Annotated in this window: 19 protein-coding genes; 18 read left to right on the top strand and 1 reads right to left on the bottom strand. The window is 33.6% G+C overall.

Annotated features, from left to right (window positions below; all coding sequences use genetic code 11):
• Nucleotides 1-139: 139 nt before the first annotated feature.
• From T537_RS0102360 to T537_RS0102320, 9 genes are all read left to right on the top strand, one after another.
• The gene (locus T537_RS0102360; protein WP_027438137.1) at nt 140-817 is read left to right on the top strand and encodes a hypothetical protein; all 678 of its coding nucleotides are present in this window, start codon (nt 140-142) and stop codon (nt 815-817) included.
• Between the two features lie 45 nt (nt 818-862).
• Entirely contained in the window at nt 863-3,313 is a 2,451-nt protein-coding gene (locus T537_RS0102355) for a homocysteine S-methyltransferase family protein (RefSeq protein ID WP_031556087.1), read from the top strand.
• A gap of 141 nt (nt 3,314-3,454) precedes the next feature.
• Entirely contained in the window at nt 3,455-4,096 is a 642-nt protein-coding gene (locus tag T537_RS0102350) for a redox-sensing transcriptional repressor Rex (protein WP_027438135.1), read from the top strand.
• A 115-nt stretch (nt 4,097-4,211) separates the two neighbouring features.
• On the top strand, nt 4,212-4,844 hold the full coding sequence (locus T537_RS0102345; protein WP_051637136.1) for a hypothetical protein: 633 nt from the start codon (nt 4,212-4,214) through the stop codon (nt 4,842-4,844).
• Entirely contained in the window at nt 4,837-6,441 is a 1,605-nt protein-coding gene (locus tag T537_RS0102340) for a bifunctional ADP-dependent NAD(P)H-hydrate dehydratase/NAD(P)H-hydrate epimerase (RefSeq protein WP_051637135.1), read from the top strand. Before T537_RS0102345 ends, T537_RS0102340 begins: the two co-directional genes overlap by 8 nt.
• 89 nt (nt 6,442-6,530) lie before the next feature.
• A complete protein-coding gene (locus tag T537_RS0102335; protein ID WP_034210471.1) occupies nt 6,531-7,421 on the top strand; it encodes a hemolysin family protein in 891 nt (296 codons plus the stop codon).
• A gap of 72 nt (nt 7,422-7,493) precedes the next feature.
• Nucleotides 7,494-9,332, top strand: coding sequence for a GGDEF domain-containing protein (locus T537_RS0102330; RefSeq protein ID WP_031556075.1), 1,839 nt, complete (start codon nt 7,494-7,496; stop codon nt 9,330-9,332).
• Between the two features lie 63 nt (nt 9,333-9,395).
• The gene (gene ilvN / locus T537_RS0102325) at nt 9,396-9,884 is read left to right on the top strand and encodes an acetolactate synthase small subunit (protein ID WP_027438132.1); all 489 of its coding nucleotides are present in this window, start codon (nt 9,396-9,398) and stop codon (nt 9,882-9,884) included.
• Between the two features lie 324 nt (nt 9,885-10,208).
• Nucleotides 10,209-11,924: a carbon starvation CstA family protein gene (locus T537_RS0102320; protein WP_031556072.1), complete on the top strand. Its 1,716-nt coding sequence runs from the start codon at nt 10,209-10,211 to the stop codon at nt 11,922-11,924.
• A gap of 212 nt (nt 11,925-12,136) precedes the next feature.
• On the opposite strand, the gene T537_RS0102315 is transcribed toward T537_RS0102320, so the two are convergent.
• Nucleotides 12,137-13,096, bottom strand: a complete 960-nt coding sequence (locus T537_RS0102315) for a bifunctional 4-hydroxy-2-oxoglutarate aldolase/2-dehydro-3-deoxy-phosphogluconate aldolase (RefSeq protein WP_027438236.1) — start codon at nt 13,094-13,096, stop codon at nt 12,137-12,139.
• A 237-nt stretch (nt 13,097-13,333) separates the two neighbouring features.
• Between T537_RS0102315 and T537_RS0102310 the strand changes: the two genes are divergently transcribed.
• The 9 genes from T537_RS0102310 (at nt 13,334) to T537_RS0102265 (ending at nt 26,470) form a co-directional block, all read left to right on the top strand.
• The gene (locus T537_RS0102310; RefSeq protein WP_027431800.1) at nt 13,334-14,431 is read left to right on the top strand and encodes a sugar kinase; all 1,098 of its coding nucleotides are present in this window, start codon (nt 13,334-13,336) and stop codon (nt 14,429-14,431) included.
• A 401-nt stretch (nt 14,432-14,832) separates the two neighbouring features.
• Complete coding sequence (locus T537_RS0102300) at nt 14,833-15,420, top strand: hypothetical protein (RefSeq protein WP_031556066.1); 588 nt, start codon at nt 14,833-14,835, stop codon at nt 15,418-15,420.
• Between the two features lie 12 nt (nt 15,421-15,432).
• Complete coding sequence (locus T537_RS0102295) at nt 15,433-15,861, top strand: hypothetical protein (RefSeq protein ID WP_031556063.1); 429 nt, start codon at nt 15,433-15,435, stop codon at nt 15,859-15,861.
• 530 nt (nt 15,862-16,391) lie between these two features.
• A complete protein-coding gene (locus T537_RS12300) occupies nt 16,392-20,282 on the top strand; it encodes an Ig-like domain-containing protein (protein ID WP_051637134.1) in 3,891 nt (1,296 codons plus the stop codon).
• A gap of 999 nt (nt 20,283-21,281) precedes the next feature.
• On the top strand, nt 21,282-22,883 hold the full coding sequence (locus T537_RS11915; RefSeq protein WP_027438235.1) for a chitobiase/beta-hexosaminidase C-terminal domain-containing protein: 1,602 nt from the start codon (nt 21,282-21,284) through the stop codon (nt 22,881-22,883).
• Between the two features lie 290 nt (nt 22,884-23,173).
• A complete protein-coding gene (locus tag T537_RS0102280; RefSeq protein WP_031556058.1) occupies nt 23,174-24,127 on the top strand; it encodes an ABC transporter substrate-binding protein in 954 nt (317 codons plus the stop codon).
• A gap of 18 nt (nt 24,128-24,145) precedes the next feature.
• Nucleotides 24,146-24,718 (top strand): precorrin-2 dehydrogenase/sirohydrochlorin ferrochelatase family protein, encoded by a 573-nt coding sequence (locus tag T537_RS0102275; RefSeq protein WP_051554984.1) that lies wholly within the window; start codon nt 24,146-24,148, stop codon nt 24,716-24,718.
• Entirely contained in the window at nt 24,715-25,719 is a 1,005-nt protein-coding gene (locus tag T537_RS0102270) for a FecCD family ABC transporter permease (protein ID WP_031556052.1), read from the top strand. Before T537_RS0102275 ends, T537_RS0102270 begins: the two co-directional genes overlap by 4 nt.
• On the top strand, nt 25,712-26,470 hold the full coding sequence (locus T537_RS0102265; protein ID WP_031556048.1) for an ABC transporter ATP-binding protein: 759 nt from the start codon (nt 25,712-25,714) through the stop codon (nt 26,468-26,470). Before T537_RS0102270 ends, T537_RS0102265 begins: the two co-directional genes overlap by 8 nt.
• Nucleotides 26,471-26,486: the final 16 nt, after the last annotated feature.

The raw sequence follows: 26,486 nt of genomic DNA, 5'->3' as shown, positions 1-26,486 counted from the left end.
TTACTTGACGATTATAAATAAATCACGGTAAAAAAACAAGTTGTGTAAACTTACTAACTATCACTAAAGGAGATACAGTTTTTATATAGATTGTGGTAAACTAAATCTGTCGCAATTAATTAAGGTTAAAGGTAAGACTATGGAAAAAATAATATTAGACCCAATTGATAAAAAAGAAGCGCTTCGTTACCTTGGTTATAGAAACACTAAGTTAGATGATAATATTCTATCATTAATTGATGAATGCGAAGAGCGAGTAAGACAAATAGCAACTCCAAGATACGTATATAAAGTCTTTGATTTTGAGGAAAAAGAAGACGGAATTATATTAGAAGATACAAACCTATATATGAAGGGCAATTCAATAACTAATCATTTAAAAAACTGCGAAAAAGCTATTGGAATTGCAGTAACAATAGGAGAAGGAATAGATAGGGAAATACGAGTACTATCCCATACAAATCTAGCAAAATCCGTAGTTTTTGACGCTTTTGCTAGTGCATGTGTGGAACAGGTATGTGAGAAAGTAGAAGATATACTAAGAAAGGAATTTAAGGGCTTAAATATGACCTTTAGATTTGGTATAGGATATGGAGATTTATCCTTGTCTTATCAGAAAAATTTCATAAAAGTATTGGATGCTACAAGAAAAATTGGTATAAATGTAGGAACAACAGATATGATGATACCAACAAAATCAGTAACAGCAATTATAGGATTAACTAGTAAAGAAATACCAAGGATGAATAGAAACTGTAGGGATTGCAACTTAAATGGGAATTGCAATATCCAAAAAAGTGGAAATAGATGTATGTAAAGCCACAAGTTAAGGCTTGATTTATCTAATAGGGAGTGAAGGAAAATGACAAAAAAAGAGAAATTCTATGACTTGTTAAAAAAAGACTATGTGGTTCTTGATGGTGGTATGGGTACTATGTTGCAAGCATCAGGAATGAAGGTTGGAGAAACTCCAGAGATGTTAAATATAACAAATCCGGAATTAATCCAGTCAATACATGAAAAATATTATGAGGCAGGATCTGATATTGTCTATGCCAATACATTTGGAGCTAATGAGTATAAGCTTGAAGAATGCGGCCATTCAGTAGAAGAGTTAATAACTGCAGGTATAGAAATTGCCAAAAAAGCCAGAGATAAGGTGAATAAAAATGGCTTAGTAGCTCTAGATTTAGGCCCTATAGGAATATTATTAGAACCAACAGGGGTTTTATCTTTTGAGGCAGCATATGATATGTATGCTAGATGTGTAAAAGCAGGAGCAAGCGCTGGCGCAGATTTAGTAGTATTTGAAACAATGACAGATTTACTAGATATAAAGGCAGCAATTCTTGCAGCAAAGGAAAATTCAGATTTGCCAATACTAGCAACTATGACCTTTGAACAGAATTTAAGAACTTTTACAGGATGTAGTATATCAGCTTTTGGACTAACGGTTTCAGGACTTGATGTTGATGCAATAGGAATTAATTGTTCCCTTGGCCCAAAGGAATTAGAACCTGTAATTAGTGAATTAAGTAAGTGGACTAATAAACCATTATGTTTAAAGCCTAATGCAGGCCTACCAGATCCAAAGACCAATCTTTATAACGTAACAGCATTAGGATTTGCAGGATATATGAAGGATCTTAGAAAATACGGAATAAAGATATATGGTGGTTGTTGTGGTACTACTCCAGAGTTTATTAAAGAAGTAACTAATATGCTTAAGGAAAATGGCAATATCCAAAGAGAATATGTGGAAATTAAAGCGGCAGTTTGCTCTCCAACAAAAACCGTGGTAATTGATGAACCAAGAGTTGTGGGAGAGAGAATAAATCCTACAGGAAAGAAGATTTTCCAGGAAGCATTAAAAAATAAAAATATGGAATATATCCTAGGACAGGCATTAGAACAAACTAATGCAGGGGCAGATATTCTAGATGTCAACGTAGGTGTGCCAGGAATAAACGAAGTGGAAATGATGGTAGATACAGTAAAATCACTGCAATCAGTGGTGGATGTACCTCTTCAGATTGATTCTACAGACCCTAAGGTAATAGAGGCAGCCCTTAGAGTTTATAATGGACGACCATTGGTAAATTCCGTAAATGGTGAGGAGGAGTCCCTTAAAAATATTCTTCCGATTGTAAAAAAATATGGTGGCGCCATAATAGGCTTAGCACTAGATGAGAATGGAATCCCTAAAAAGGGAGATGATAGAGTTAAAATTGCCAAAAAAATCATGGATAGATGCGTAAGCATAGGTATTGATAAAAAGGACATTTATATAGATTGTTTAACTCTTACAGTTTCAGCAGAACAGGAAGGCTGTAGGGAAACCCTTAAGGCTTTAAGCAAGGTTAAAAATGAGCTTGGACTTAAGACAATTCTTGGTGTATCTAATATATCCTTTGGATTACCTAATAGGGTCTTAGTAAATCATATTTTCTTAACAATGGCATTACAAAGTGGTTTGGATTTATGCATTATAAACCCTAATATTCCTGAAATGATGGGAGCTGTAATGGCATATAAGGTATTGGCTTGTCATGATTTAAATTCTGTAAATTATGTGGCTAAATACGCTAATATGCCAAAGTTAAAAACAGTGGCAGTAGATAACACAGGAAATTCAGGAAATAATGTAGTAACTACAAGCATTAATTTAAATGATAAAAAAGGAAATTATGAGATTTCAGACCTTTCCTATGCTGTAAAAAAAGGACTAAAAAAAGAAGGAGCAGATATAACTAGGGAACTTCTATCTAAATTTGACTCCATGGATATAGTAAATAAGGCTCTAATTCCAGCCCTAGATGATATTGGTGCAGAATTTGAAAAAGGAACATTATTCTTACCACAGCTAATAATGGGTGCATCGGTGGCATCAGCAGCTTTTGAAGTAATTAAAGAAAATATGCAGCAAAATGGCAGCCAAAAGGTAAGTAAGGGAAAAATTGTAATTGCAACAGTTAAGGGAGATGTACATGATATAGGCAAAAATATTGTGAAAGTCTTACTTGAAAACTATGGCTTTGAAGTAATAGATCTAGGAAAAGATGTGCCATATGAGGATGTTGTAAATGCAATTAGGGATAATGATGTGCATTTATGTGGCCTATCAGCCCTTATGACAACAACTCTTGTTTCCATGAAAGAAACCATAGAGTTAATAAGAAAAAACAATTTGGACTGTAAGGTAATGGTAGGTGGAGCAGTGCTCACTCCAGAATATGCCAAGGAAATAGATGCTGATTTTTATGCAGCAGATGCTAAGGAGTCAGTGGATATAGCTAGAAGAGTTCTTGGATAAAGGAAAAATGTGTATTAACAAAATATAAATTGTTATAAATCTATTTTGACATTTTTTTAACATTAGTATATACTTGTAAGGCGAATTTACGTCAACGAGTAAATACATAAAGATATTTATAGTTAAGGATGGAGTTATAAAATGGAAGATAAAGAAGAAAAGAAGATATCGGCAGTTGTAATTAGAAGATTGCCAAGATATTATAGATATCTTGGAGAGCTTGTTGAAAATGATGTACAAAGAATTTCTTCTAAAGAATTAAGTGAGAAGATGAAGGTAACAGCTTCTCAGATTCGTCAGGATCTTAATAATTTTGGCGGCTTTGGTCAGCAGGGATATGGATATAATGTTAAGTATTTATATGACAAGATTGGTAAGATTTTAGGCGTTAATGAACCTCATAACATGATAGTAGTTGGTGCAGGTAATATTGGTAGAGCAATATGTAATTATTCAGATTTTTCTAAGAGAGGATTTGTTATTAAAGGCCTTTTTGATAATAACAAGGAATTAGAAGGTAAGGAAATTGCTGGAGTTGGCATCTATAGTACAGACAAGATTAAGGATTTCATTGCCCAGAATCATATTGAAATTGTAGCTTTAACATTACCAAAGGCAGCAGCTAAGGAAGTTGCAAGTGTTGTAGTGGAAGCAGGAATTAAGGCTATTTGGAATTTTGCTCCAGTTGACTTAAATCTTCCACCAGATGTTATTGTTGAGAATGTTCATTTATCAGAAAGCTTAATGAGATTATCATACGCAATAGCTAATAATAAAGAATAATTATTTATAGGAACTTATACAGAAATGTATAAGTTCTTTTTTTTTTACAAAATTAAAGATATAATATAGTTAATTCCAAGTGTAGTAATTAAATTAAATTTAAAAGGTGGGGAATATGGCAGATTTTTCTTATGAGAAGATAAAGGACTTAGAGGGGATAGCTAGAGTTCCTGTTCTAACCCTAGATGAAAGATGGTATAAACTTATTCCAACTAAATACAAGACAGACGAGATTAATTATTGGGAAAAAAGAGTTAATGAGCTTTTAAAAAAGCAGGGACAGGCAAATAATGATATAAAAGAAGTAAAAAAAATAAAAAATCAGCTAATCCAAGAAGTGGTAGATGCTATGGAAGATGATGATAATAGTAATGCCAAGAAGAAAAAAATGGAGCAAAATCAAAGACTAATTCAAGAAGCTAAGGATAAAATAGCTAGTCTTGAAGATGAGGCCCTTGATTATCCAAAGGAGTTAGCAGATGCCAATAAACACTTGATTTCAGAGACACTAAAAGTAGTGTATGAAAGATTAAATACGAATGCAGAGGATATAGAAGTACTTAGTAAGTGGATTGATCAAACAAGAATTAAACTAAAGAAAAATATAGTAATTAGGCAGGATAAAGAAGAGGCCAATGAGAGAATGTATACTTATATGCATGACATTTTTGGACCAGATTTTAGTAATGAATTAGATAAACTAAATGAGGATTTTAAAATAAATAAAGAGGAAACTAGTAATGATTGATTTAATAGATAGTAAATGTGCAGGCGCCATAGACGAATATACAATAAATACTTTAGGAGTGCCCTCTCTTTTATTAATGGAGGAGGCAGCTAAATTTAGCTTTGAACAAATAAGACAAGATTATGGTAAGCAAAGCAAAATCTTAATTGTATGCGGTTCAGGAAATAATGGAGGCGATGGACTTGCACTTCTTAGAATGCTTATATTAGCAGGTTATAGAAATACAGAAGCTTTGATTCTTGGAAGCCATTATTCAGAGCAAAATCTAGAACAACAAAGAATTTTAGAGTCCATGGGAATTACCCTAATAACTGAATTTAATAAGCCAAGTAAGGATTATGATTTAATAGTTGATGCCATATTTGGAGTGGGATTAAATAGACAAGTAGAAGGAAAATATAAAGAAATTATTGAATTTATTAACAACTCACAGGCAATGGTCTATTCTCTAGATGTTCCATCAGGAATTAATGCAAGCACAGGAGCAATTCTTGGTGTTTGTGTTAAAGCTAATAAGACTATTACATTTGGATATGAAAAAATTGGACTTTTTTGTGGAGATGGAGCTTATGTGTCAGGAAAAGTAATTTCAACACCAGTGTGCTTTAATGACAAGGAAACACTAATTGAAATTGGCAGGAAGGCTAGTTTAGATAGTAAATTAAAAGTCTTTGAAAAAATTGGACATGTAAAAGCAATAACAGGAAACATTCTAAAGGATAATAATGATTATTCTAAAGAAGTAAATGAAGTCCTAAAAAAAAGAAAAAGAGGCGGGAATAAGGGAAGCTATGGAAAGGTTACAATTATTGCCGGCTCTAAAAATATGGGTGGTGCTGCCATCCTTAGTGCATTAACAGCCCTTAGAATGGGGGTTGGTATGGTTAAGCTATTGACTCATAAGAATAATAAAGAAGCTGTATTATCAGTTTTTCCTGAGTGTTTAATTGATGTATATGATGACGATATAAGTGAAGATTTAATCCAGCAAACAATTGACTTTGGCGATAGCTTGGTAATAGGACCAGGCCTATCTAGGGACAATACAGCCCTTAAACTTACAAAATATGTATTAGAACATGTAAAGACTAAGCTAGTTATTGATGCTGATGCCCTAAATATAATTGCTGAAAATTCTTTGCAGGAATTGTTAAAAAGAGACATTAATAATGGTGATAAGAAAATAATTATCACACCACATTTAAAGGAAATGGAAAGATTAACTGGCATTAAGCTAGAGGATATAAAAAAAGATATGGTAAATATAGCCCTTAATTTTTCTAAAAAATATGGAGTTATTACAGTTTTAAAGGATGCTAAGACTGTTATAGCAGATGGAGATTATGCAGTTATTAACCAGGCTGGCAATGATGGAATGGCAACGGCAGGTTCAGGAGATGTATTAACTGGTGTTGTGGCAGGACTACTTAATTTAGGGCTTTGTGAGTTTACAAGTGCAGTTGTGGCAGTTAATGTTCATGCTAATGCAGGAGATTTAGCAGCCGCTAATTTAACAGCTATGGGAATTATTGCAGGAGATATTTCAAGAAGCGTAGCCCAAGTAATTGCTGAAACTGTTGGACTTGTTGAAATTTAGTTATAATATGTGGTATATTTTATTTTAAAGCTTACGGCAATTTGCAAGGTAGCTAATAATTTTTTGCTAAATGAAAGGAATATGAGAATATGAACGAAGTACACCCCTCGGATGTAACAAATGGTTTTTTGATGGGTTTATTAAGAAAAATTACAGGTAAAGACAAGCAAGAAGAAGATATATCTGAAGAAATAATGGATATGGTTAATGAAAGTCATGAACAAGGTGTCATTAAGGAAAGCGAAGCTGAAATGATAGGTAACATTTTTGAGTTTGGAGAGAAACAAGCCCAAGATGTTATGGTTCATCGAAAGAATATAGTTGCCATTGATGCAACACAGACAGTTAGTGAAGCTTTTGATTATGTGATGGAAGAGAATTATTCGAGATATCCAGTTTTTGATGAAGATATAGATAATGTAATTGGTATTCTGCATATTAGAGATTTATTAAAAGCATACGTGTCTGATGATTGTAAAAATAAGACACTAAAGGAGTTAGGTAATAACTTAATGTTTGAGGCATATTGCATACCTGAAACACGAAATATAAGTGCTCTTTTTAAAGAGATGAAGATAAAGAAGACACATATGGCCGTTGTGGTGGATGAATATGGGCAGACAACAGGTATTATTACTATGGAGGATATTTTAGAGGAAATAGTTGGTAATATCTTTGATGAATATGATGATGAAGAGGAACAAATAATCCAAAGAGATGATGGTACATTTATTATGGATGGTCAGATAACTCTTGAGGATGTAGAGGATAAGCTGGAAATTGAATTTAGTTGTGAAGAGGTGGATACACTTAATGGATTTCTTATTTGCGAATTAGGTAAGATTCCAGATAAGAAAGATGAGGGATTTAGTGCTAAGTGTGGTAACTATAAATTTACAATTTACACAGTCAACAATAAGATGGTGGATAAGGTTCTTGTTTCCAAAGAGGAAGAGGTAAATTGCACTGATGATAATTAAACTAAATAACTAGTTTTTAAATTGATGAAAGTTTAATATCAACAGGATAGTTCGTTTAGTTGGGAGTTTTTTATGATGCTAGAAAATAAAAGTTTTAAAGAGGGATATGATAAAAATAATGTTGAAGCTGAATTTGTGCTAGATGAGTTAAACTATATAATTAATGGAGATGAGAGATTCTATAGGTTAATAGGTGAATTTTCTCTTTTTAGTTTTGACAAGATAGTATTTAAAGAGGATAGAGAAGAGTTTTTAAACTTTGTGAATAAGGAGAATAAAAAGGAGACTATTATACTCCGAGTTCAGAATAAGAATAAGGAATATCGCTATATGCGTTTAATAAAAATGGGCGATAGACTTATAGGAGATGAAACTCTTCAATATTTTCGAATTCAGGACATGGAGAATGCATGTCTAAAATTCAGAAAAAATTATGATAAGATTAAAAAATATAGATCACTATTAGGTCTAATTCCTAATAAGCTTTTTGATTATGATATTGAGACTAAGGAATTCACAATTTTTTTCTATAATAATCATAAAGCTCAGCCAATTGTTAAGAAGAAATTTGATGATTGGAAGGAAGAGGTAATAACTAATGACATGGTCGATGAAAAGAGTATGAAAAATTTCGACATGTTATGTGAATGTATTGAAAATCAAATGGAGAATTTTAGCATAACAATAACTGCTTCAATTCTAACACAGGGAGCAAGAATGGAAAGATTATCAATAAAGGGTGCAAGCTTAATTGATAGCGTTGATAAAAAGCTTGTTCTTGGTGTTATAACACAGGAAAAATATAATGGAAATTATGTTCCAAATCAGGCTGATAATGGAGAAATTGGCAGAGATTCTGCCACAGGACTTTATAATAAAAAGACAATTACAGATAAAATCACGGAACATCTAAACTTCTTAAAATTAAATAAGATAAAGCAAAATGGCAGAACATATTTATTAGTACTTGATATTGATAATTTTAAACAGGTTAATGATACATATGGACACTATTTTGGAGATGAAGTAATTAATAGATTTGCCAAGGGACTAAGCCATATGGCAGCAGATAATGGCATGGTTGGTCGAATTGGTGGCGATGAATTTATGGTACTTCTTGATAATATTAAGGATGAAGAGGAATTAAGAATTAAATTAAAGAGTATGCGCCTTAATCTAAAATTAGAGTTAAAGGAAGTAAAGCATGATTATTTATTCTCTTCATCAATTGGCGTATCAAGGTTTGGTGTTGATGGAACTGAGTTTGAAACATTATTTAAGATAGCAGATGCCTGTCTTTATATTGCAAAGGATAAGGGCAAGGATCGTTTTATTATTTATGATGTTGAAAAACATGGAGATCTATTATCTAAAGAATCTGTTAGAGTAGCAATTGGCAATGATTTTTTAAAGCCAATAGATAAATATGAATTGGTTACTAATCTAATTTTAAGGGCTAATAATGCAGCAGGATTTGATGAATTTTCTGAGATTCTAAAAGAACTAGGAGATAAGTTAAATTTACATGGAATAAGAGTATTTGCAGGAGAGGGCTTAAGAAGAGTTTTCTCAACAGGCTATTATAATAAGGATTTAGAAGATGCTAGTTATATTAATAATCCTGAATACAGCGGACATTTTGATGAACATGAAATGTATATAGTGAATAATATTGTTTCAGTTGAAATGACACATCCTGAATTAGCTTATAAATTTACAGATGATAATATTTGTTCATTTATTCAGATTAGAGTAAGAAATAAGGCTAATAAATGTGTTGCTATGATGGAATTTGATATATTTGGCGAGATAAGAAGAAAATGGAGTAGTGTTGATATATGCACCTTAAGAATGCTTGTTATTGGGCTTAGTAGTGCGACTAAGTCACAGTTTACGGATTTAGATATATAATTGACAACAATTTCTGATATTGTTACAATTATTTATAAATTAAAAAAATAGGAGATGTGCGTTATGAGGAAAGCAGTAATTTCTATTCTAGTTGGTAACTCAGCAGGTGTTTTAAGTCGCGTTGCAGGTCTTTTTAGTCGCAGAGGCTATAATATTGACAGCTTAACTGTTGGTGAAACACTAAATCCTGATATATCAAGAATGACTATTGTTGCAACTGGTGATGATGATGTGCTTGAGCAGATTGAAAAGCAGTTGACTAAGATAGTAGATGTAAAGAAAATCACAGTTTTACCACTAGATGATTCAGTATGTAGAGAACTTGTTTTAATTAAGGTTTTAGTATCCCCTGAAAAAAGACAGGAAATTGCAACAATAGCTGATATCTATAGAGCTAATATTGTTGATGTATCTAAGGAATCTGTAATTGTTTCACTTACAGGTAGCCAAAGTAAGATTAATGCATTCATAGAATTGTTAGATGGCTTTACAATTGTTGAAATTGCAAGAACTGGTATAACAGGTTTAGAGAGAGGCCCAAAAGGCTTATAATTTGTATGTTTAACTCAGTCGGAGTACAAGCTCCGACTGAGTTAAACGCTCCGCGAGGATGCGCACGGATTCGGACAGGAATTTGTCTGCAGTAGCAGACCCGAATCCGGCGCGCAAGACTCGCGAGCGAGTCTTGACTATCTTAATTAAATATTTGCTTTAAAAAAATAAAAAGTTCTTGACTTTAAAGCGATGAAGTAGTACCCTTATTAATAACTTGTATGACAATATTAGGGAGTTGTCTTACAACGAAACACTTTTACTACGTTTAATACGTGTCTTGCATAAAGATAGAAGTGGAGAATATAAGGGAGGAAAATATATATGAACAGTCTAGTAATTTTAGCTATTGCAGTTGTTGCTCTCTTGCTTGGTTATACTCTTTATGGTAGATTCCTTGCAAAGAAGTGGGGAATTGACCCTAAGAAAAAAACACCTGCATATGAGTATGAAGATGGAAAAGATTATGTACCATCTTCAAAATTAACAGTTTTTGCACATCAATTTTCATCAATTGCAGGAGCAGGCCCTGTGCAAGGCCCAATTCTTGCAGCTATGTTTGGATGGGTTCCAGTACTTATATGGCTACTAGTAGGTGGAATTTTCTTTGGTGCAGTACAAGATTTCGGTGCCCTATATGCATCAGTTAAAAACGAAGGAAAGTCAATTGGACTTATTATTGAAAAATACATTGGTAAGTTAGGCAGACGCTTTTTCTCATTGTTTGAATGGCTCTTTACATTACTTGTAATTGCAGCATTTACATCAATGGTATCATCTACATTTAATGGTTTTAAGACAACTACAGAAGGAACTGTTAAAAACTTCAACGGTGCTTCTGCAGCTACAATTTCAATGCTATTTATCTTTGTAGCTATTGCCTTTGGTATCTTTAATAAATTTGTAAAAATAAGACAAGAAGCAGTAAAGTCAGTTATTGCAATTGTACTTGTAGTTGCAATGTTTGCAGTAGGTATGCAGTTACCAATTTACCTTAATGCAAGTCAGTGGAATTTAGTAATTATGGTATATCTTTTTGCGGCAGCAGTTATGCCAATGTGGTTACTTATGCAGCCAAGAGATTATCTTACAACATTTATGTTAGTAGCAATGGTTCTATCAGCATTCGTTGGCGTAATTATTGCACATCCTAGTATGAATCTTAATAGCTTTAATGGCTTTGCTATTAAGTCATCAACAGGTTCAATGAGCTATTTATTCCCTACACTTTTTGTAACTATTGCCTGTGGCGCTGTATCAGGTTTCCATAGCCTTGTATCATCAGGAACTTCTTCAAAGACAGTATCTAATGAAAAGGATATGTTATTTGTAGGTTATGGTTCTATGATTCTTGAAACATTACTTGGTGTTATTTCACTTATTATCGTAGGTGCAGTAGCAGTAAACGGTGGCGCTCCAGCAGGCCTTACACCATTCCAGATTTTCTCAGCTGGTGTTGCAGGCTTCCTTGAAAAATTTGGAATTCCTAATACGGTAGCTAATGTATTTATGACAATGTGCGTTTCAGCTCTAGCCCTTACAAGTCTTGATTCCGTTGCAAGAATTGGACGTATGGCATTCCAGGAATTATTCCAGACAGAGAATGAGAATAAGTCAGTGCTTGAAAAGATTTGCACTAACCAGTATTTTGCAACAGCTATTACACTTGTACTTGGTTATTTACTTTGCCTTGGTGGTTATGAAAATGTATGGGCTTTATTTGGTTCAGCAAATCAGATGTTAGCTGCCCTAGTACTTATTGGTATTGCAGTATTCTTAAAGGCAACAGGAAGAAAACATAAGATGTTACTTCCACCAATGTTTATTATGTTTGCAGTAACATTTAGCGCAATCATTTTAAATGTAAAGGGAAATATTGAAAGCTTTGTTAATGGAAAGGGAACTTTCCTTGTAAATGGTTTACAGCTTATTGTAGCAGCTTTCCTTATTGTACTTGGCGTATTAGTATTAGTAACATGTGTTAAAAAATTGATTCAAACAAAGTCAGAAGATGAAGAAAGTGTTAAGAAGGCAGCTTAAAAAAGAAAGACATTGAGGCTTGTGACTTAATTGTAATAAAAAAAGACTTGTGTTTTGATATGTACCTCTTTTACTGGACAATGTAAGTTTCAGTAAAGGGACATATCATTTAACACAAGTCTTTTTATTTTGCTATTTACTACGAATAGTAACTACAAGAAGTAAAGCTCTTATATGAGAGTGCCTTTGCTAGGCTTACGGGTACATTGCAATTACTTTGTTGCTAAATGAATTGCGTAACCTGCAAATTCTCCTTCAAGATAGATAGCCTTAAATACGCCATCCTTAACAACTTTGCTAGCTTCTTCAAACTTGAAGCCTCTCTTTTCTAAGTGGTAAACAGCTCTATCCATGTAATTTGTTGAGATAGCGATATGACCATGTGTACCACGTCCTGGTTTTTTCATGATTTCAAATGCTGTATCAGAGAAGATTGAGCTATTGCCGTTCTTTGGCTCGAAGTTAAATAACTTCTTAAATGTATCAGCAAGAGCAAAAGCTTCTTCTTCATTTTGCATATTAACACCAACGTGCTTAATTTTTAAATCAAGCATTGTATCAACAGCTTCACGTGTAAGTCTTGTGATTTCTTCAAAGTTACCAGCAGCAACTAAGTCCTTCTTAACCATCCAAGAACCACCACAACATACAATCTTATTAAAGTCTAAGTAAGACTTTAAGTTAGAAGCATTAATTCCGCCTGTAGGCATAAATTTAACCTGTGTATATGGAGCTGACATAGCCTTAATCATTGAAAGACCGCCTGCAGCTTCAGCAGGGAAGAACTTAACAACGTCAAGTCCAAGTTCAATAGCAACCTCAACATCTGAAGGGTTACTTGTACCTGGGATAATAGGATATCCCTTATCTATACAATGCTTAACAACCTTAGGGTTAAGACCTGGAGAAACGATAAATTTAGCACCAGCGTTCATAGCTCTATCAGCCTGTTCTGGTGTAAGTACTGTACCAGCACCAACGATCATTTCTGGGAATTCACTAGCCATAATTCTAATAGATTCTTCTGCAGCAGCAGTTCTAAATGTAACTTCTGCACATGGAAGTCCACCATCGATTAAAGCCTTAGCAAGTGGCTTTGCGTCCTTAGCATCGTCAAGTGCAATAACAGGAACGATACCAATAAGACCAAGTTCTTCAATAACTTTATTCATAAAATCCTCCTTTAAATAAATAAAAAATTATCTAATATGATTTTTTTATAACCTTATAAATTATAGGTTTCATGCGGTCTTTTGTCAAACAAAGATAGGATAATAAAGCTAAAAAATTAACATTTTGTATTTATATTCTTAATACACTGTTCATAAATTGCAAAAAAGCTATAGATTATTAAATTAGTTTGTGGTAGAATTTTATAGTATTTATAAATCTTTGGGAGGTAACTTAAAATGGAACTTAATTTAAGACCAGCTGAGGAATGTGCTTTTGACGCTGTTTCATTAGGTGAAGTAATGCTTCGTCTTGATCCAGGTGAAGGCCGTATCCGTACAGCAAGAAACTTTAGAGCATGGGAAGGCGGCGGAGAATACAACGTAGTTCGTGGTCTTCGTAGATGTTTTGGCCTTAAGACTGCTGTATTAACAGCATTTGCAGATAATGAAGTAGGTAAGTTAATGGAAGACTTCATCCTTCAGGGTGGCGTTGATACATCACTTATTTGCTGGAAGAAGACTGATGGTATCGGTCGTCTTTGCCGTAATGGTATCAACTTTACAGAAAGAGGATTTGGTATCCGTGGTGCTGTAGGTTGTTCAGATAGAGCTAACACAGCTATTTCACAGGCTAAGCCAGAAGATTTTGATTTTGATTATATCTTTGGTACACTTGGTGTTCGTTGGTTACATACAGGCGGTATCTATGCTGCATTATCAGAGCAGTCATGTGAAACTGTTCTTGCTGCAATCAAGACAGCTAAGAAGTATGGTACAATCGTATCTTACGATCTTAACTACCGTCCATCTATGTGGTCAGCTATCGGTGGCTTAGAGAAGGCTCAGGAAGTTAATAAGGAAATCGCTAAGTATGTTGATGTTATGATCGGTAACGAAGAAGACTTCACAGCTTGCTTAGGTTTCGAAATCGAAGGTAACGATGCTAACCTTAAGTCTCTTAACATCGAAGGTTACAAGAAGATGATCAACGAAGCAGTTAAGACATATCCTAACTTCAAGGCAGTAGCTACAACACTTAGAACAGTTAAGACAGCTACAGTTAACGATTGGTCAGCACTTTGCTGGGCTGGTGGAGAAATCTACAAGGCTAAGCAGTATGACGGTCTTGAAATCATGGATAGAGTTGGTGGCGGTGATTCATTCGCTTCAGGTCTTATCTATGGTCTTATGACAACAGGCGATGCAGAAACAGCTGTTAACTACGGTGCAGCTCACGGTGCATTAGCTATGACAACACCTGGTGATACAACAATGGCTTCTAAGAAGGAAGTTGAAGCTATCATGGGTGGCGCTGGCGCAAGAGTACAGAGATAATTGTTGAAATCACATAGTGATTTCAATGTAGCCTCGAGCTTGCCGGAGGCACTATAATGCGAGAGGTTCTAGAGTTGTTGAAATCACGTATTATTGCAATTTCAGGAGGTAAATGGTTTTCATTTACCTCCTTTTTTGTGCGCCCATGGCGCGAAAAAAACAGGGAAGAGATGAAGGTCATCGCTTCCCTGTTAAATATATAAAGTATTCTATTCTATGTATTTTATTGAGCTTAAATATATAAAGTGTTGTATTAATATTGCAAAATGATATAATATTAGTATAAGGACATTGTTAATTTATTAACATTGCAAAGGGGATGATTTAAAATTTCATAATTAATAAATCATAACTACATTTGAACCAATGAATAGTTTATGAGGATTATAAGGAGGTATTTTATGAAGAAAATAAGTCTTTGCATTATTTCTTTTTTTATTGTTTTATCATTAACTAACACAATATATGCACAAGAAGCATTAAGTCAAGAAGATACAGATAATACAAATTACATTGAAATTGAAAATATTGATAATTATCAAATAATTTCTACTTTATATGAAATTGATAAATATGGAAATGAACGACCTATAGACGGACTTATTGATGTCGATTATTCCATGAAAGATGATAATATTTCATCAATTAAAATTAAAGCTTCCACAACAAAATCATCATCTGATAAAAAACAAAACAATGGTGTAACATTAACTGGTACTATTAATTGGATAGATGTAGTAGGAACAAATAATATTCTTAAATCTGTATCTGGAACATGTACTGGAAATGTTGAATATAATAGTTACGCATATGGAACTGGTCCACGCTTTTTAAATACAACATGGCACTCTGCTGCAAATTTTGGAACCTCCTTTTACGATGCAAGAAACGCTGGCCGTACAGCCAATTCATTTGTTTTACAAATTACTGCACGTCCAGTTGGAAAATCAAATTTTGTATTAAGAGTTTGTACAAAAATTACAGATTAGGAGGTAACAGCTATGAAATCAATAAATAGATTCATTTACCCAGTTGTATTTTTAATACTAATAATTATTACCAATATCATTTTTATGGATTCTCAAACTACCTTTTTACAATACATTAATATCGTCGCCATTGCATTTATGTTAGTAACTACACTCTGTCTACAATTATTAACCGGCGATTTAAATTATTTCTTTAATAGTCTTGTAAATACAAAGGATAATAGAAATTTAAAACTAAAATCAATAAAACACACAATGACCATATGGTTATTATCAGGCATACTATATTCTTTACTTTCACTTATTGATATCATGCATGTAGATGGTGTTTTAATAGATAATATAGCAATGTCTTTAAACCCTATTTTATATGGAATTATAGGAATCATAATACTCTATCCATCTAAAATATTTTTTGAAGACATTACAAGCGAATCATAGATTTAACAAAACATTTTGATTTTAATAGTTGTCCCTGACTTAATGAGAAGACTTCGCTTTTAAGCATGCTTTTTAAAGATATATACCCCCGTTGATATAGCATCAACGGGGGGTGTGTTTGTGGCTTTTCTTCTTGCCCGGCTTGTTACGGCCTTTTTTCTGTTTCTCCCCCGGGGAGTTCGGGCTTGTTTCGGCCTTATTTTTTGTTTTTCTCCGGGATTTTCAGGACTGTTACAGGTAATCCTCTTTTTTTAGTCATTTACCTGTGTCCTTGACATGGGGTTCACTTTAACTAACACTTTGAATTTTCAAAAGAATCAGCCTTTAAAATCAACTTCAAAGCCAGCTGATTATTGCAATCACACTAATCGAGTAGGAGGAATTTCTCACTTGTGAGAAATTCCTCCTACTCGATTATTTTTAACTAAACTTTTCATATGCATATGCCGATAACATTTTTGAAGTGAAAATATAAGCCTAATTTTGGTTTTTTATAGATGAGGATTTATAAATCTTATTAGGAGGGGCATATGAAGAAATTTATGAGATTAAAAATGAAATGGAAGGTTATGCTTGGTGCAATGCTATCTGTACTTATAGTGGCAGGTATTATTTTTGTTGCAATTGGTGATACAAGTGTAACCCTAGAATTAAATGTTAAGGAATTATCCCTTGCTATGGGTACACAAACATCGGCAGTTTATACATCATCCTTTAGTGGAACAGATGATAATTACATAGATGTGGATGACCCGTCACTTAATGGACAGGCAAGCATAAAAAGGCTAGAGTGGACAACAACAAATGCAAGTACAGTCTGTTTTATAGATGATACAGGAAATTACACAGAGGGAGTAACAGGAACAATACGTCCAACACTTTATGGTCGCAATGCAGGAGCATGCAGAATAACAGTTTCTTATCATTCAAAAACATATAACGAAGTAGGTGGAGTTGCGACTGACGATATTATAAAGTCAGCCTCAGCTAATCTTTATGTGCCTATAGATGTAACCATGCTTGTAACAAGAAATGGAGAAGATGTTACAAATGAGGATTTTTACAAAATAGGTGATATCGTAACAATTAGAGCAAATACATCAATAGATAATCCTTTATTTTTATCAACAACAAATGACACATCAGGTAATGTAACAAGTGATGGAATTTTGGAAATGGTTTCATCAACATATAACTCTGCCACCCTAAAGGTAACAGGTGGTGGAAAAACAGAACTTACAGCAAGAACCACAGATGGGGATGGAGTGGATAGCCTATCTAAAAAATTTAACATTGTAGGCGAAGTTAAATTTAATGAAGGGGCAGCCTATGCGAATGAGCAGGGACATTATATAGAAAGCCTTGCATCAGGACAAAAATATTTGGTTTTAGATGATTCGGAATTTAGTGATTTTACATATGAGACAATTCCTTCAAATGTAATGTATCCATCAAATTCTGGAGTGGATTATAAAGTTGAGGACAGCAATATAGCAACTACTACGGCAGGTTCTGTAAAGGGAAATAAGGCTGGTGTTACAAAGCTTTCTGCTGGGGTAACTGTTTATGATGTAAATGGAAATGCTACGTGGCTTACATATGACACGGTAAATATTGTAGTTCCTTTTAAAAAGTTAGGAAAAAATATTACCACATTAAATGTTGATGATCAACTTCAATTAGAGACTTCAGGCTTGGAAAGTGAAGTAACATGGTCAACATCAAATACGGAAGTTTTACAAGTAGATGCACAAACAGGATTAGTAACTGCAACAGGTGCAGGAACAGCAATAGTTTATGCAACAAGAACACAAGACGAATTATATACAACTTATAATCAGACATATCAGTTAATGTACACAATTACAGTAATAGATGATTTTGGCCTTAGTACCACATCAAATACAATAAATGTGGGTGATTCTTTTGAATTAAAGGCCTTAGTTACTAACGCTGTTTCAAAGGATGATATAACTTTTACCATAACAAATCAGCCAAATGATGCAGGAATTGTGCCTACAGGGGATATAGTAAGCGTTGTTCAGGCAGATGATGGGGTGACCTTAACAGTAACAGGTGTGGCAGCAGGTACGGCCCACATTAAAGTAACTCAGAATATAAATGGAGTAATTAAATCTGATACTTGTATTGTTTTTGTAACAACACCAGTAGAAGGAATTAGCATTACTCCAGGAGTAATAGATATACCAATAGGAACAACAAAAACTGTACAATTATCATTTACACCACAAAGTCCTACTAACAATACAGTTTTTTGGTTTACTTCAGATAGTAGCGTTGCTACAGTAAATGGAACAAGCTATACAGCAGACATTACCGGTGTTAAGGGAGGAACAGCAACTATTTCTGTAATATCCCAGGATGGCCTTTATATGGCCAGCTGTACTGTAAATGTAACCGTGGCTGTAACAGGTGTTACCCTTAATGCAAGTAACGTTTCAACAAACCTTTCTGTAGGTCAGTATCAGTTAGTTGCAACAGTTACACCAGATTCTACAGATGGTGTAAAAAGAACAGTAACTTGGACATCATCAAATCCAAGTGTTGCAACTGTTGACGAGAACGGTTTAGTAAGCTTTGTGTCATCAGGAAATGTAACAATTGTATGTAAGACGGATGAAGGCGGATATCTTGCTATGTGTAATTTTACAATTGCAGTACCGGTTGATTCAGTAACTCTTAATCATACAGATGAAATTATGTCTATAGGTCAGACATTAACTATTTCAGCAACAGTTTTACCAGCAACTGCAACAAATAGGGAAGTGGCATGGCAGTCAACTAATCCAAAGGTTGCAACAGTTGATGAAAAAGGCGTTGTAACAGCAGTTTCTAGTGGAACAACTACAATTCTTTGTCAGACAACTGATGGTACAGCTATAGTTGAAACTTGCGCGATTTATGTAAAACAACCTATTACATCCCTATCTCTTACAACAACTGAAATTACGGTAAGAAAAGGACAAGTTTTTTGGCTATATGCAACTGTGCAACCAGAAAACGCTGATAATAAGACTCTTACATGGACAAGTAGTAATTCTAATATAGTAACTGTAGATGCTAATGGCATGGTAACAGCTGTTGAAAGTTCAGATGGGGCAGCAATAACCATTACATGTACAAATGATGACACAGGTCTATATGCAACATGTAAAGTTACTGTAACCCAGCCTGTAACAGGAATTAGCTTAAATTCCACATACCAAGAATTGTGGGTGGGCTCAAAATATGCAATTATACCTACAATTGAGCCATTAGATGCAGAAAATAAAAATGTAACATATATTTCAAGCGATGAATCTGTTGCAACAGTTGATGAAAGAGGTGTTGTAACAGCAGTTTCAGGTGGTAACTGTGTAATTGAGGTAACAACAGAAGAATGCCAGTTAACTGCAGCATGTAATATTGTGGTTTTTGAATATGTATCAAGTGTATCCCTAGATCAACAGGAGATGTTTTTAAATGTTGGTGGCAAAGCTAAGCTAAATGCCACAGTTGGTAAGGAAACGGCAACTAACAAAAATGTCAGCTTTGAAAGTTCGGATGGCGGGGTTTGTAGCGTAGATAATAAAGGAAACTTAACAGGAATTAGTCCAGGAAATGTTGTTATAACAGCAACAGCAGTGGATGGAAGCTCTGTTTATGCAACTTGTGTTGTTCATGTTGTAAATCCAGTATCAGGAATTAGTGTAACACCTAGCTCATCAAGAATACTTATTGGAGATTCTGTAATGTTAACAGCTAATATTACACCTGATAACGCTACAGTAAGAAATGTTACCTGGACATCATCAGACCCTAATATTGCTACAGTAGATGAACAAGGCGAAGTTGTGGGCATTGCCGCAGGCAAGGTTAAAATAACGGCAACATCCACAGATGGAAATAACGTAAAGGGTGTAGCGTGGGTATATGTAACGTCACCAATTAATATATCATCCCTAAGAATTAATTCATCAAGCATTTATATGCTTAATGGTAAATCAAGACAGTTATCAGTTATAGTACGTCCTGTAACTAACACAGATTCTTATACTTGGTATTCTTCAGATACAGGCATTGTAACTGTTAACCAACAAGGTGTAATAACAACAGTAGGACCAGGAACAGCAGATGTTTATGTTTTAAGTAATAATAGTTCAGTTGAAGCTACATGTAAGGTACATTCCCTTGCATTAAGCTCAACAGGAATAACCCTAGAACAGTATGATAGCTACTATTTAACGGTAATTGGAAATGATGAGAACAATCCAGTAGTATTTAGAAGTACAAATCCAAGAGTAGCTACAGTTAAAGAAGATGGAACCATAGTAGCTAGAATGGCAGGAACATGTACAATTAAAGCAATTGTAGACAATAAGACAATGTCTTGCGTAGTACGAGTTACAAACTTTAGATAGCTGATTATTACAGTGTTTGTGGTCATTAGGTGATTATTACAGTGTTTGCGGTCATTAGGTGATTATTACAGTGTTTGCGGTCATAAATTTTATATAGTTCATTGTTACTTTATTTAATGGTCACAATTTGAACACATTTTAAATCTAATATAATTACAGATAGCAAAGTTAATTCTTTCTATCTCCCCCTCATATTTTTATTTTTTAGGAGATGCCTGCACACGCATCTCCTTTTTTTTATTTGCTGCGATACCAGCAAATAAGACTTATAAGGGATTAATTGCCTCATAAACTTTGGTTAAGGCATGGAAGTAATTTATGGAGTGATTCTTGGGAATAATTCTGGGAGTGATTCTGGGAGTGATTCTTGGAAATTTATTCTTGGGAAGAGGGGATTACGGTAAAACGTGGGATAAGAGAAGAAATTCCCGTAAGGTAAAAAGTTAAAGAAATTATTGGAGAGTAGGTGTTACGGTAAAATAGTAAGATAAGAGAAGAAATTCCCGTAAGGTAAAAAGTTAAAGAAATTATTGGAGAGAGGGCGTTACGGTAAAACATAGGATAAGAGATGAAATTACCGTAAATTAAAAAATCAAAGAAATTTTAGAGAAGGAAGTGCTACGGTAAAATAGATGTAAAAACTCTAAATTTCTGTAATTATCAAATTTCAAATTCAAAAGAAAAAGAAAGCGTTACAGAAAATAATTCAAAATGAGCGAATTTTCTGTAAATGCTACGATCTAGATAAAAAAGTGAAGAAAGACATTACAGAAAAACAATCCTAAGTAAACAAATTTCTGTAAAGTTGTTAAATCTAGATGAAAATCGCCGGTTATAATAAATCACCGGCTGCAAATTAATCTCCTGCCATTAATATAAACAATTATCCAATATCCCATGTTTCATCCTACATTTCATTCAATGTTTCAAAGGCATATGGTTGCGCAAAGTCAGGTTTTATGCTAAACTTAAAAAGTTAAATACATTGGAGGAATGCGTATGACAAGAGGCATAAATAGGGATGGAAATATTGATAATGCTAAGACATTAGTTATAGACAATAAAAGAGTAAGAGAAGAAGTAGATATTGCCCAAGAAACAAAGACAGTAGATACTAATGAGATAAATAAACTGATTAATGAAAGAAATAATAAAGTTAATGATGAGAACACAACAAAAAATCAGGATATAAACATAGAAGATGAAATAGAGAAATCAATTAAAAAAATGGTTGCTAGGGAAACCTTAGTTGCTAGAGCTTATATAGATGGAGACGAGAAAATTGTAAGCCCTAATATTAATGATGTAATAGATGATGATATAAAGGATAAAGATGAAGCTACAAAAGAAGATATTTATGTAACTAGCGGCAAAAATGCTAAGAAAAAAATGGACAAAAAAACACTTTATACGATTATAGCAATTTCAGTAGCGGTTGTTGCTTTAATAGTAGTTATGATAGTTGTAGCAGTTACAAGTAATAAAAGTGTGAAATCTGGTTATTCATATAATGAGAAAACAGGTATGAATTTATATGACCAAGGTAAGTATGTAGATGCAATAGACTATCTAAAAAAAGCAAGCCTTACAAGTCAAGGTAAAAAAGATCTTGAATTAAAAATGACATTGTATCAGTGCTATTATAAGACAAAAGATTACGATAGTGCTATTGAGATATTAAAGGATATTTTAACATATGATAGTGATTATAAGGATGCTATAAAAGCTTTGGCAAAGTTGTATTATGATGAAAATATGGGAGAGGAATTAACACAGTTAATAAATACCTATAAAGACACATCAAGCGAGAAGTATATCGAAGAATATATGGTTAATGCACCAGTGCCAAATAAGAGTGCCGGAAGTTATAATGAAGATATAGAAGTTACATTTACAGAAGAAGATAATATAGTGATATATTATACACTTGATGGAACTAAACCAACAACACAAAGTACAGTTTATGAAGACCCAATAAAACTAAACAATGGAACAACAAAAATACGTGCAATAGCAGTTAATAATGTTGGGGTTTATAGTGATGAATTTGAAGGTGAGTATGTGTTGGTTTATACTAAACCGTCAGCACCTAATATAAGTCCAGCGTCAGGAACATATACACAGGGGCAGGTATTTGCAATAACCAATATACCAGAAGGTGCAAAGGCATATTATACGCTAGACGGAACAACACCAACATCACAAAGTCAAGAATATGTAGATGAAGTGGTGTTACCAGTTGGAAATATAATAGTATCTGCAATTATAGTAGGGGATCATGATCAAATAAGTCAGGTAACCAAAAGAAATTACATAATTACAGCTACAGTAACATATACACGACAAGAGAGTCAGACATTATTACAAGAAAAATTAAAAACTAATGGAGTAATGTTGAATAATACAACTTTAGCAAATAATAATAAAGCGGAAATAAGCTATGTATCAACATCAATGATAGATCAAATGTCAATGTATGTGTTCCAATTAAAGGATAAGACAAGCAATAAAGTAGTAGGAACATATGGCGTGGGAATAAATTCTGGAACATGCTATATTCTAACTGAAAGCAATGGGACATATATAAGTAACGCTTTATAAAAATTAGAACTACGAAGTGTAGTAAGAAGACTTATTTTAGCCATGTAACAAATGTTTACATGGCTTTTTTTATTGACTTCTATTAAATTCTAAAATAAATATAAACTTTACCAAACTAAAGTGTTAAGACTCTATGACTTAAATCACACTTGTTTATTATAAATTTTATTGGAATATAGGCCTTAAAGCTAGTGTTTATGGGAAACTCACCAGACGGTGCTAATATTTACATAAGCTATTTAAAGTGTTAAAATTATATAAAATATCAGAGAGAATTGAAAAGGAGTATTATGAAGAGAAAGATAGTTTTATCTCTAATTTTATGTCTAGCAGTGACTTTTGCTGCCTGTTCAAAGACAGAAAAAAAGAATAATAAGCAGGATATTAATTTAACACAAAATCAGGAAGGTGTGACATTTACTGACTCCCTAGGTCGTGAGCTTACAGTTTCAAAGGCTGATAGAGTTGTTACCCTACTTGGAAGTTTTTGCGATGAGTGGATGGCAGCAGGCGGAAGCGTTGTTGGTACAGCTAGCGATACATTTACAAGTTATGACTTTGTCTTTGATGAATCTGTGGCTAATACAGGTAGTAATTTACATCCAGATGTGGAAACTATTATTAATTTAGAGCCAGATTTAGTAATTGCATCAAGCAAGTTAGATGGTCAGGTTGAAATTAAGGAAACATTAGAGAATGCAGGTATAATAGTTGCCTATTTTAATGTAGATAATTTTGATGATTACTCAAAAACAATGGAGATTTTTACAACTATTACAAAAAGAGATGACTTATATAAGCAAAATGTAACAGATGTTAGTAATCAGATTGAAGCAGCTAAAAGTCAGATTGATGGCAGAAAGCCAAAGGTTTTATTTATACGAGCAGCAGCTTCTTCAGTTAAGGTTAAAACAAGTACTGGTACAGTTGGTGGCGAGATTTTAAAGGATTTAGATACAGTTAATATTGCAGATTCTAATAAGAGTTTAGAAGACTTAAGTATGGAGGCTATTTTACTTGAAGATCCAGATTATATCTTTGTTACAGTCCAGGGTAGCGATGTAGATAAGGCCCTAGAAAATGTAAACAAGCTTTTAATTAGTAATCCAGCATGGAATTTACTTACAGCTGTTAAGAATAATAACTATTATGTTTTAGATAAGATGTTATATAACTCTAAACCAAATGCAAAATGGGGTGAGGCATACAAGAAACTAGCAGATATTATTTATCCTAAAAACTAAAAGGGAAAGGAATTGACTATGGCTTATTTTCCGTTTTTTGTGGATGTAACAAATCTACATGGACTTATAATTGGCGGTGGAAACATTGCTTTAGAAAAAGTGGAAAGGTTGTTAGCATTTGACGCAAAAATCACTTTAATAGCAGATAGAATATCTGATGAAATTAAAAAATATGCAGATAGAATGGAGCTTATTGAAGGAAAGTATTATAAAGAAATTCTAGAAAAGGCGGATTACGTGGTAGCTGCCACGGACAATACTAAGCTTAATGAGATAGTATATAGTGATGCTAGGAAGCTAAATCTTCTTGTAAATGTGGTAGATGTGCCGGATATGTGTGATTTTATTTTCCCATCGGTTATGAAAAAGGGAAAGCTTGTTGTGGGGGTATCTACAAGTGGAGCAGGACCTCAGGTAGCCATAAGACTTAGAAAGAAAATAGAAGAATCAATTCCTAGTGATATTGAAGAAATCCTAGATCAATTAGCAGAGGCTAGAATAGTTGCTAAAGAAACAATGCCAGATTCAGGCAAAAGACGTAAGTATTTAATTGATCTAGCCAACGAATTATTAGATAGGACTGGACTATGATAAAAAATAATTTTTGTAAAAAAAGTATTCTTATTTTTGTATTTATTTTACTAGTTATCTTTTCCATACTTGGATTAGTTTATGGTAGTGTAAACATTCCCTTAAAGGATCTTTTAAATGTTTTGTCTTTTAGGGATACAAGTTCTAAGATGGCTGTAATAATTTGGTCGGTGCGTTTACCAAGAGTGCTTGGAGGAATTCTTGCAGGCGCTGGTTTAGGAATAGCAGGGGTCATTCTGCAAAGTGTAATGAACAATGCCCTAGCAAGTCCTAATACCATAGGTGTTAATTCAGGTGCAGGCTTTTTTGTAATGCTTTCTATGATAATTGCACCTAATAACCTATTTTTAAAACCAATGATGGCTTTTATTGGTGCATTTGTAACATCTCTTGTAATACTAACCTTGGCTTATATTACAGAAAAGTCAAGAATCACTATTGTTTTGGCGGGTATTACAATTTCTAGCTTTTTATCAGCGGGTATGAGCGTAATTAAAGTTTTAGATTCAGATGTTAATGTAAATGCAACTAATTTTCTAGTAGGCTCTCTAGCTGGAGTTACAATGGATGCTCTTTTTTTACCTGCTATAGGAATTTCCATAGCAATTATAATTACAATCATTCTTTCTAAGGCTCTAAATATCTTAGCTTTAGGAGATGGTGTAGCTTACTCGGTTGGCCTTAGAGTAAACTTATTTAGAATGATTTTTGTAATTATTGCCAGTTTTTTAGCAGGCCTAGTTGTAAGTTTTGCAGGCTTAATAGGCTTTGTGGGCTTAATTGTGCCTCATATAGCTAGAAGCATTTTTGGAAATGATGCCAAAATTTTAGTTCCATCATCAATGCTTATTGCATCTTTACTTGTAGTAGTCGCTGATCTTTTGGGACGAGTTATATTTGCACCATATGAATTAGCAGTAGGAATTTTATTGTCCCTTGCAGGAGGCCCATTTTTTCTATATTTACTCATGAGAAAAGGAGGTAGAAGACTTAATGCTTAAGTTTTGTAATGTTAGTGTGGAAGTCTCAAAAACTCCAATCTTAAAGGATATTTCTGTTTCTTTTAAAGAGGGAAAGATTACAGCTATTATTGGACCTAATGGTTGTGGTAAAACTACTCTTTTACAGACTCTTAATGGTATGAGTAAGGTGACTTCAGGAAAAATACTTCTTAATGATGAAGATTTCTTGTTATTAGGCTTTAGACAAAGAGCGAAAAGGCTCTCATTTATGCCTCAGTTTAGGGATAATAACTTGAATATTTCAGTAAAGAAATTAGTGGAGCATGGTAGATTTTCTTATATGGGTTTTACAAGAAAAATGAGTAAAGAGGATAAGTCGGCCATTATGGGAGCTCTAGAATACACTAATCTTTTAGATTATAAAGACAAAATGCTAAATGAATTATCAGGAGGTTTACAGCAGCGTGTCTTTTTAAGTATGCAGCTAGCTCAAAATAGCCCTTATATGGTTATGGACGAACCTATGAATTTCCTGGATTTTGCTAGTAAAAGAGATATCTATAGGCTTATTAGAGATCTTGCAAAAAAAGGAAAGACAGTGGTTATTGTAATGCATGATATAGGTCATGCTCTTAAACTTGCAGATGAAATTGTTGTTATGAAAGATAGAAAAGTTGTGGCCTGCAATAGCCCTAAAGCCTGCATAGATTCAGGCGTTATAGAAGAAGTCTTTGATTGTAAGATAAAAAGTGTAGAAGTTGATGGAGAAACAGAATACTTAGTAATATAGTTAATGGAAAAATTAA

The sequence above is a fragment of the Lachnospira multipara LB2003 genome, from assembly GCF_000702205.1.
GTDB classification, from domain to species: domain Bacteria; phylum Bacillota; class Clostridia; order Lachnospirales; family Lachnospiraceae; genus Lachnospira; species Lachnospira multipara_A.
Note: the sequence above shows the minus strand (reverse complement) of the source record. Positions and strands in the feature narration are given on the sequence as shown.

Coding starts and splice junctions, on each gene's coding strand:
- T537_RS0102355 (WP_031556087.1), top strand. CDS start 863: ATGACAAAAAAAGAGAAATTCTATGACTTGTTAAAAAAAGACTATGTG.
- T537_RS0102295 (WP_031556063.1), top strand. CDS start 15,433: ATGAAATCAATAAATAGATTCATTTACCCAGTTGTATTTTTAATACTA.
- T537_RS0102330 (WP_031556075.1), top strand. CDS start 7,494: ATGATGCTAGAAAATAAAAGTTTTAAAGAGGGATATGATAAAAATAAT.
- T537_RS0102315 (WP_027438236.1), bottom strand. CDS start 13,096: ATGAATAAAGTTATTGAAGAACTTGGTCTTATTGGTATCGTTCCTGTT.
- T537_RS0102320 (WP_031556072.1), top strand. CDS start 10,209: ATGAACAGTCTAGTAATTTTAGCTATTGCAGTTGTTGCTCTCTTGCTT.
- ilvN (WP_027438132.1), top strand. CDS start 9,396: ATGAGGAAAGCAGTAATTTCTATTCTAGTTGGTAACTCAGCAGGTGTT.
- T537_RS0102310 (WP_027431800.1), top strand. CDS start 13,334: ATGGAACTTAATTTAAGACCAGCTGAGGAATGTGCTTTTGACGCTGTT.
- T537_RS12300 (WP_051637134.1), top strand. CDS start 16,392: ATGAAGAAATTTATGAGATTAAAAATGAAATGGAAGGTTATGCTTGGT.
- T537_RS0102265 (WP_031556048.1), top strand. CDS start 25,712: ATGCTTAAGTTTTGTAATGTTAGTGTGGAAGTCTCAAAAACTCCAATC.
- T537_RS0102350 (WP_027438135.1), top strand. CDS start 3,455: ATGGAAGATAAAGAAGAAAAGAAGATATCGGCAGTTGTAATTAGAAGA.
- T537_RS0102280 (WP_031556058.1), top strand. CDS start 23,174: ATGAAGAGAAAGATAGTTTTATCTCTAATTTTATGTCTAGCAGTGACT.
- T537_RS0102360 (WP_027438137.1), top strand. CDS start 140: ATGGAAAAAATAATATTAGACCCAATTGATAAAAAAGAAGCGCTTCGT.
- T537_RS0102340 (WP_051637135.1), top strand. CDS start 4,837: ATGATTGATTTAATAGATAGTAAATGTGCAGGCGCCATAGACGAATAT.
- T537_RS0102300 (WP_031556066.1), top strand. CDS start 14,833: ATGAAGAAAATAAGTCTTTGCATTATTTCTTTTTTTATTGTTTTATCA.
- T537_RS0102335 (WP_034210471.1), top strand. CDS start 6,531: ATGAACGAAGTACACCCCTCGGATGTAACAAATGGTTTTTTGATGGGT.
- T537_RS0102270 (WP_031556052.1), top strand. CDS start 24,715: ATGATAAAAAATAATTTTTGTAAAAAAAGTATTCTTATTTTTGTATTT.
- T537_RS0102275 (WP_051554984.1), top strand. CDS start 24,146: ATGGCTTATTTTCCGTTTTTTGTGGATGTAACAAATCTACATGGACTT.
- T537_RS11915 (WP_027438235.1), top strand. CDS start 21,282: ATGACAAGAGGCATAAATAGGGATGGAAATATTGATAATGCTAAGACA.
- T537_RS0102345 (WP_051637136.1), top strand. CDS start 4,212: ATGGCAGATTTTTCTTATGAGAAGATAAAGGACTTAGAGGGGATAGCT.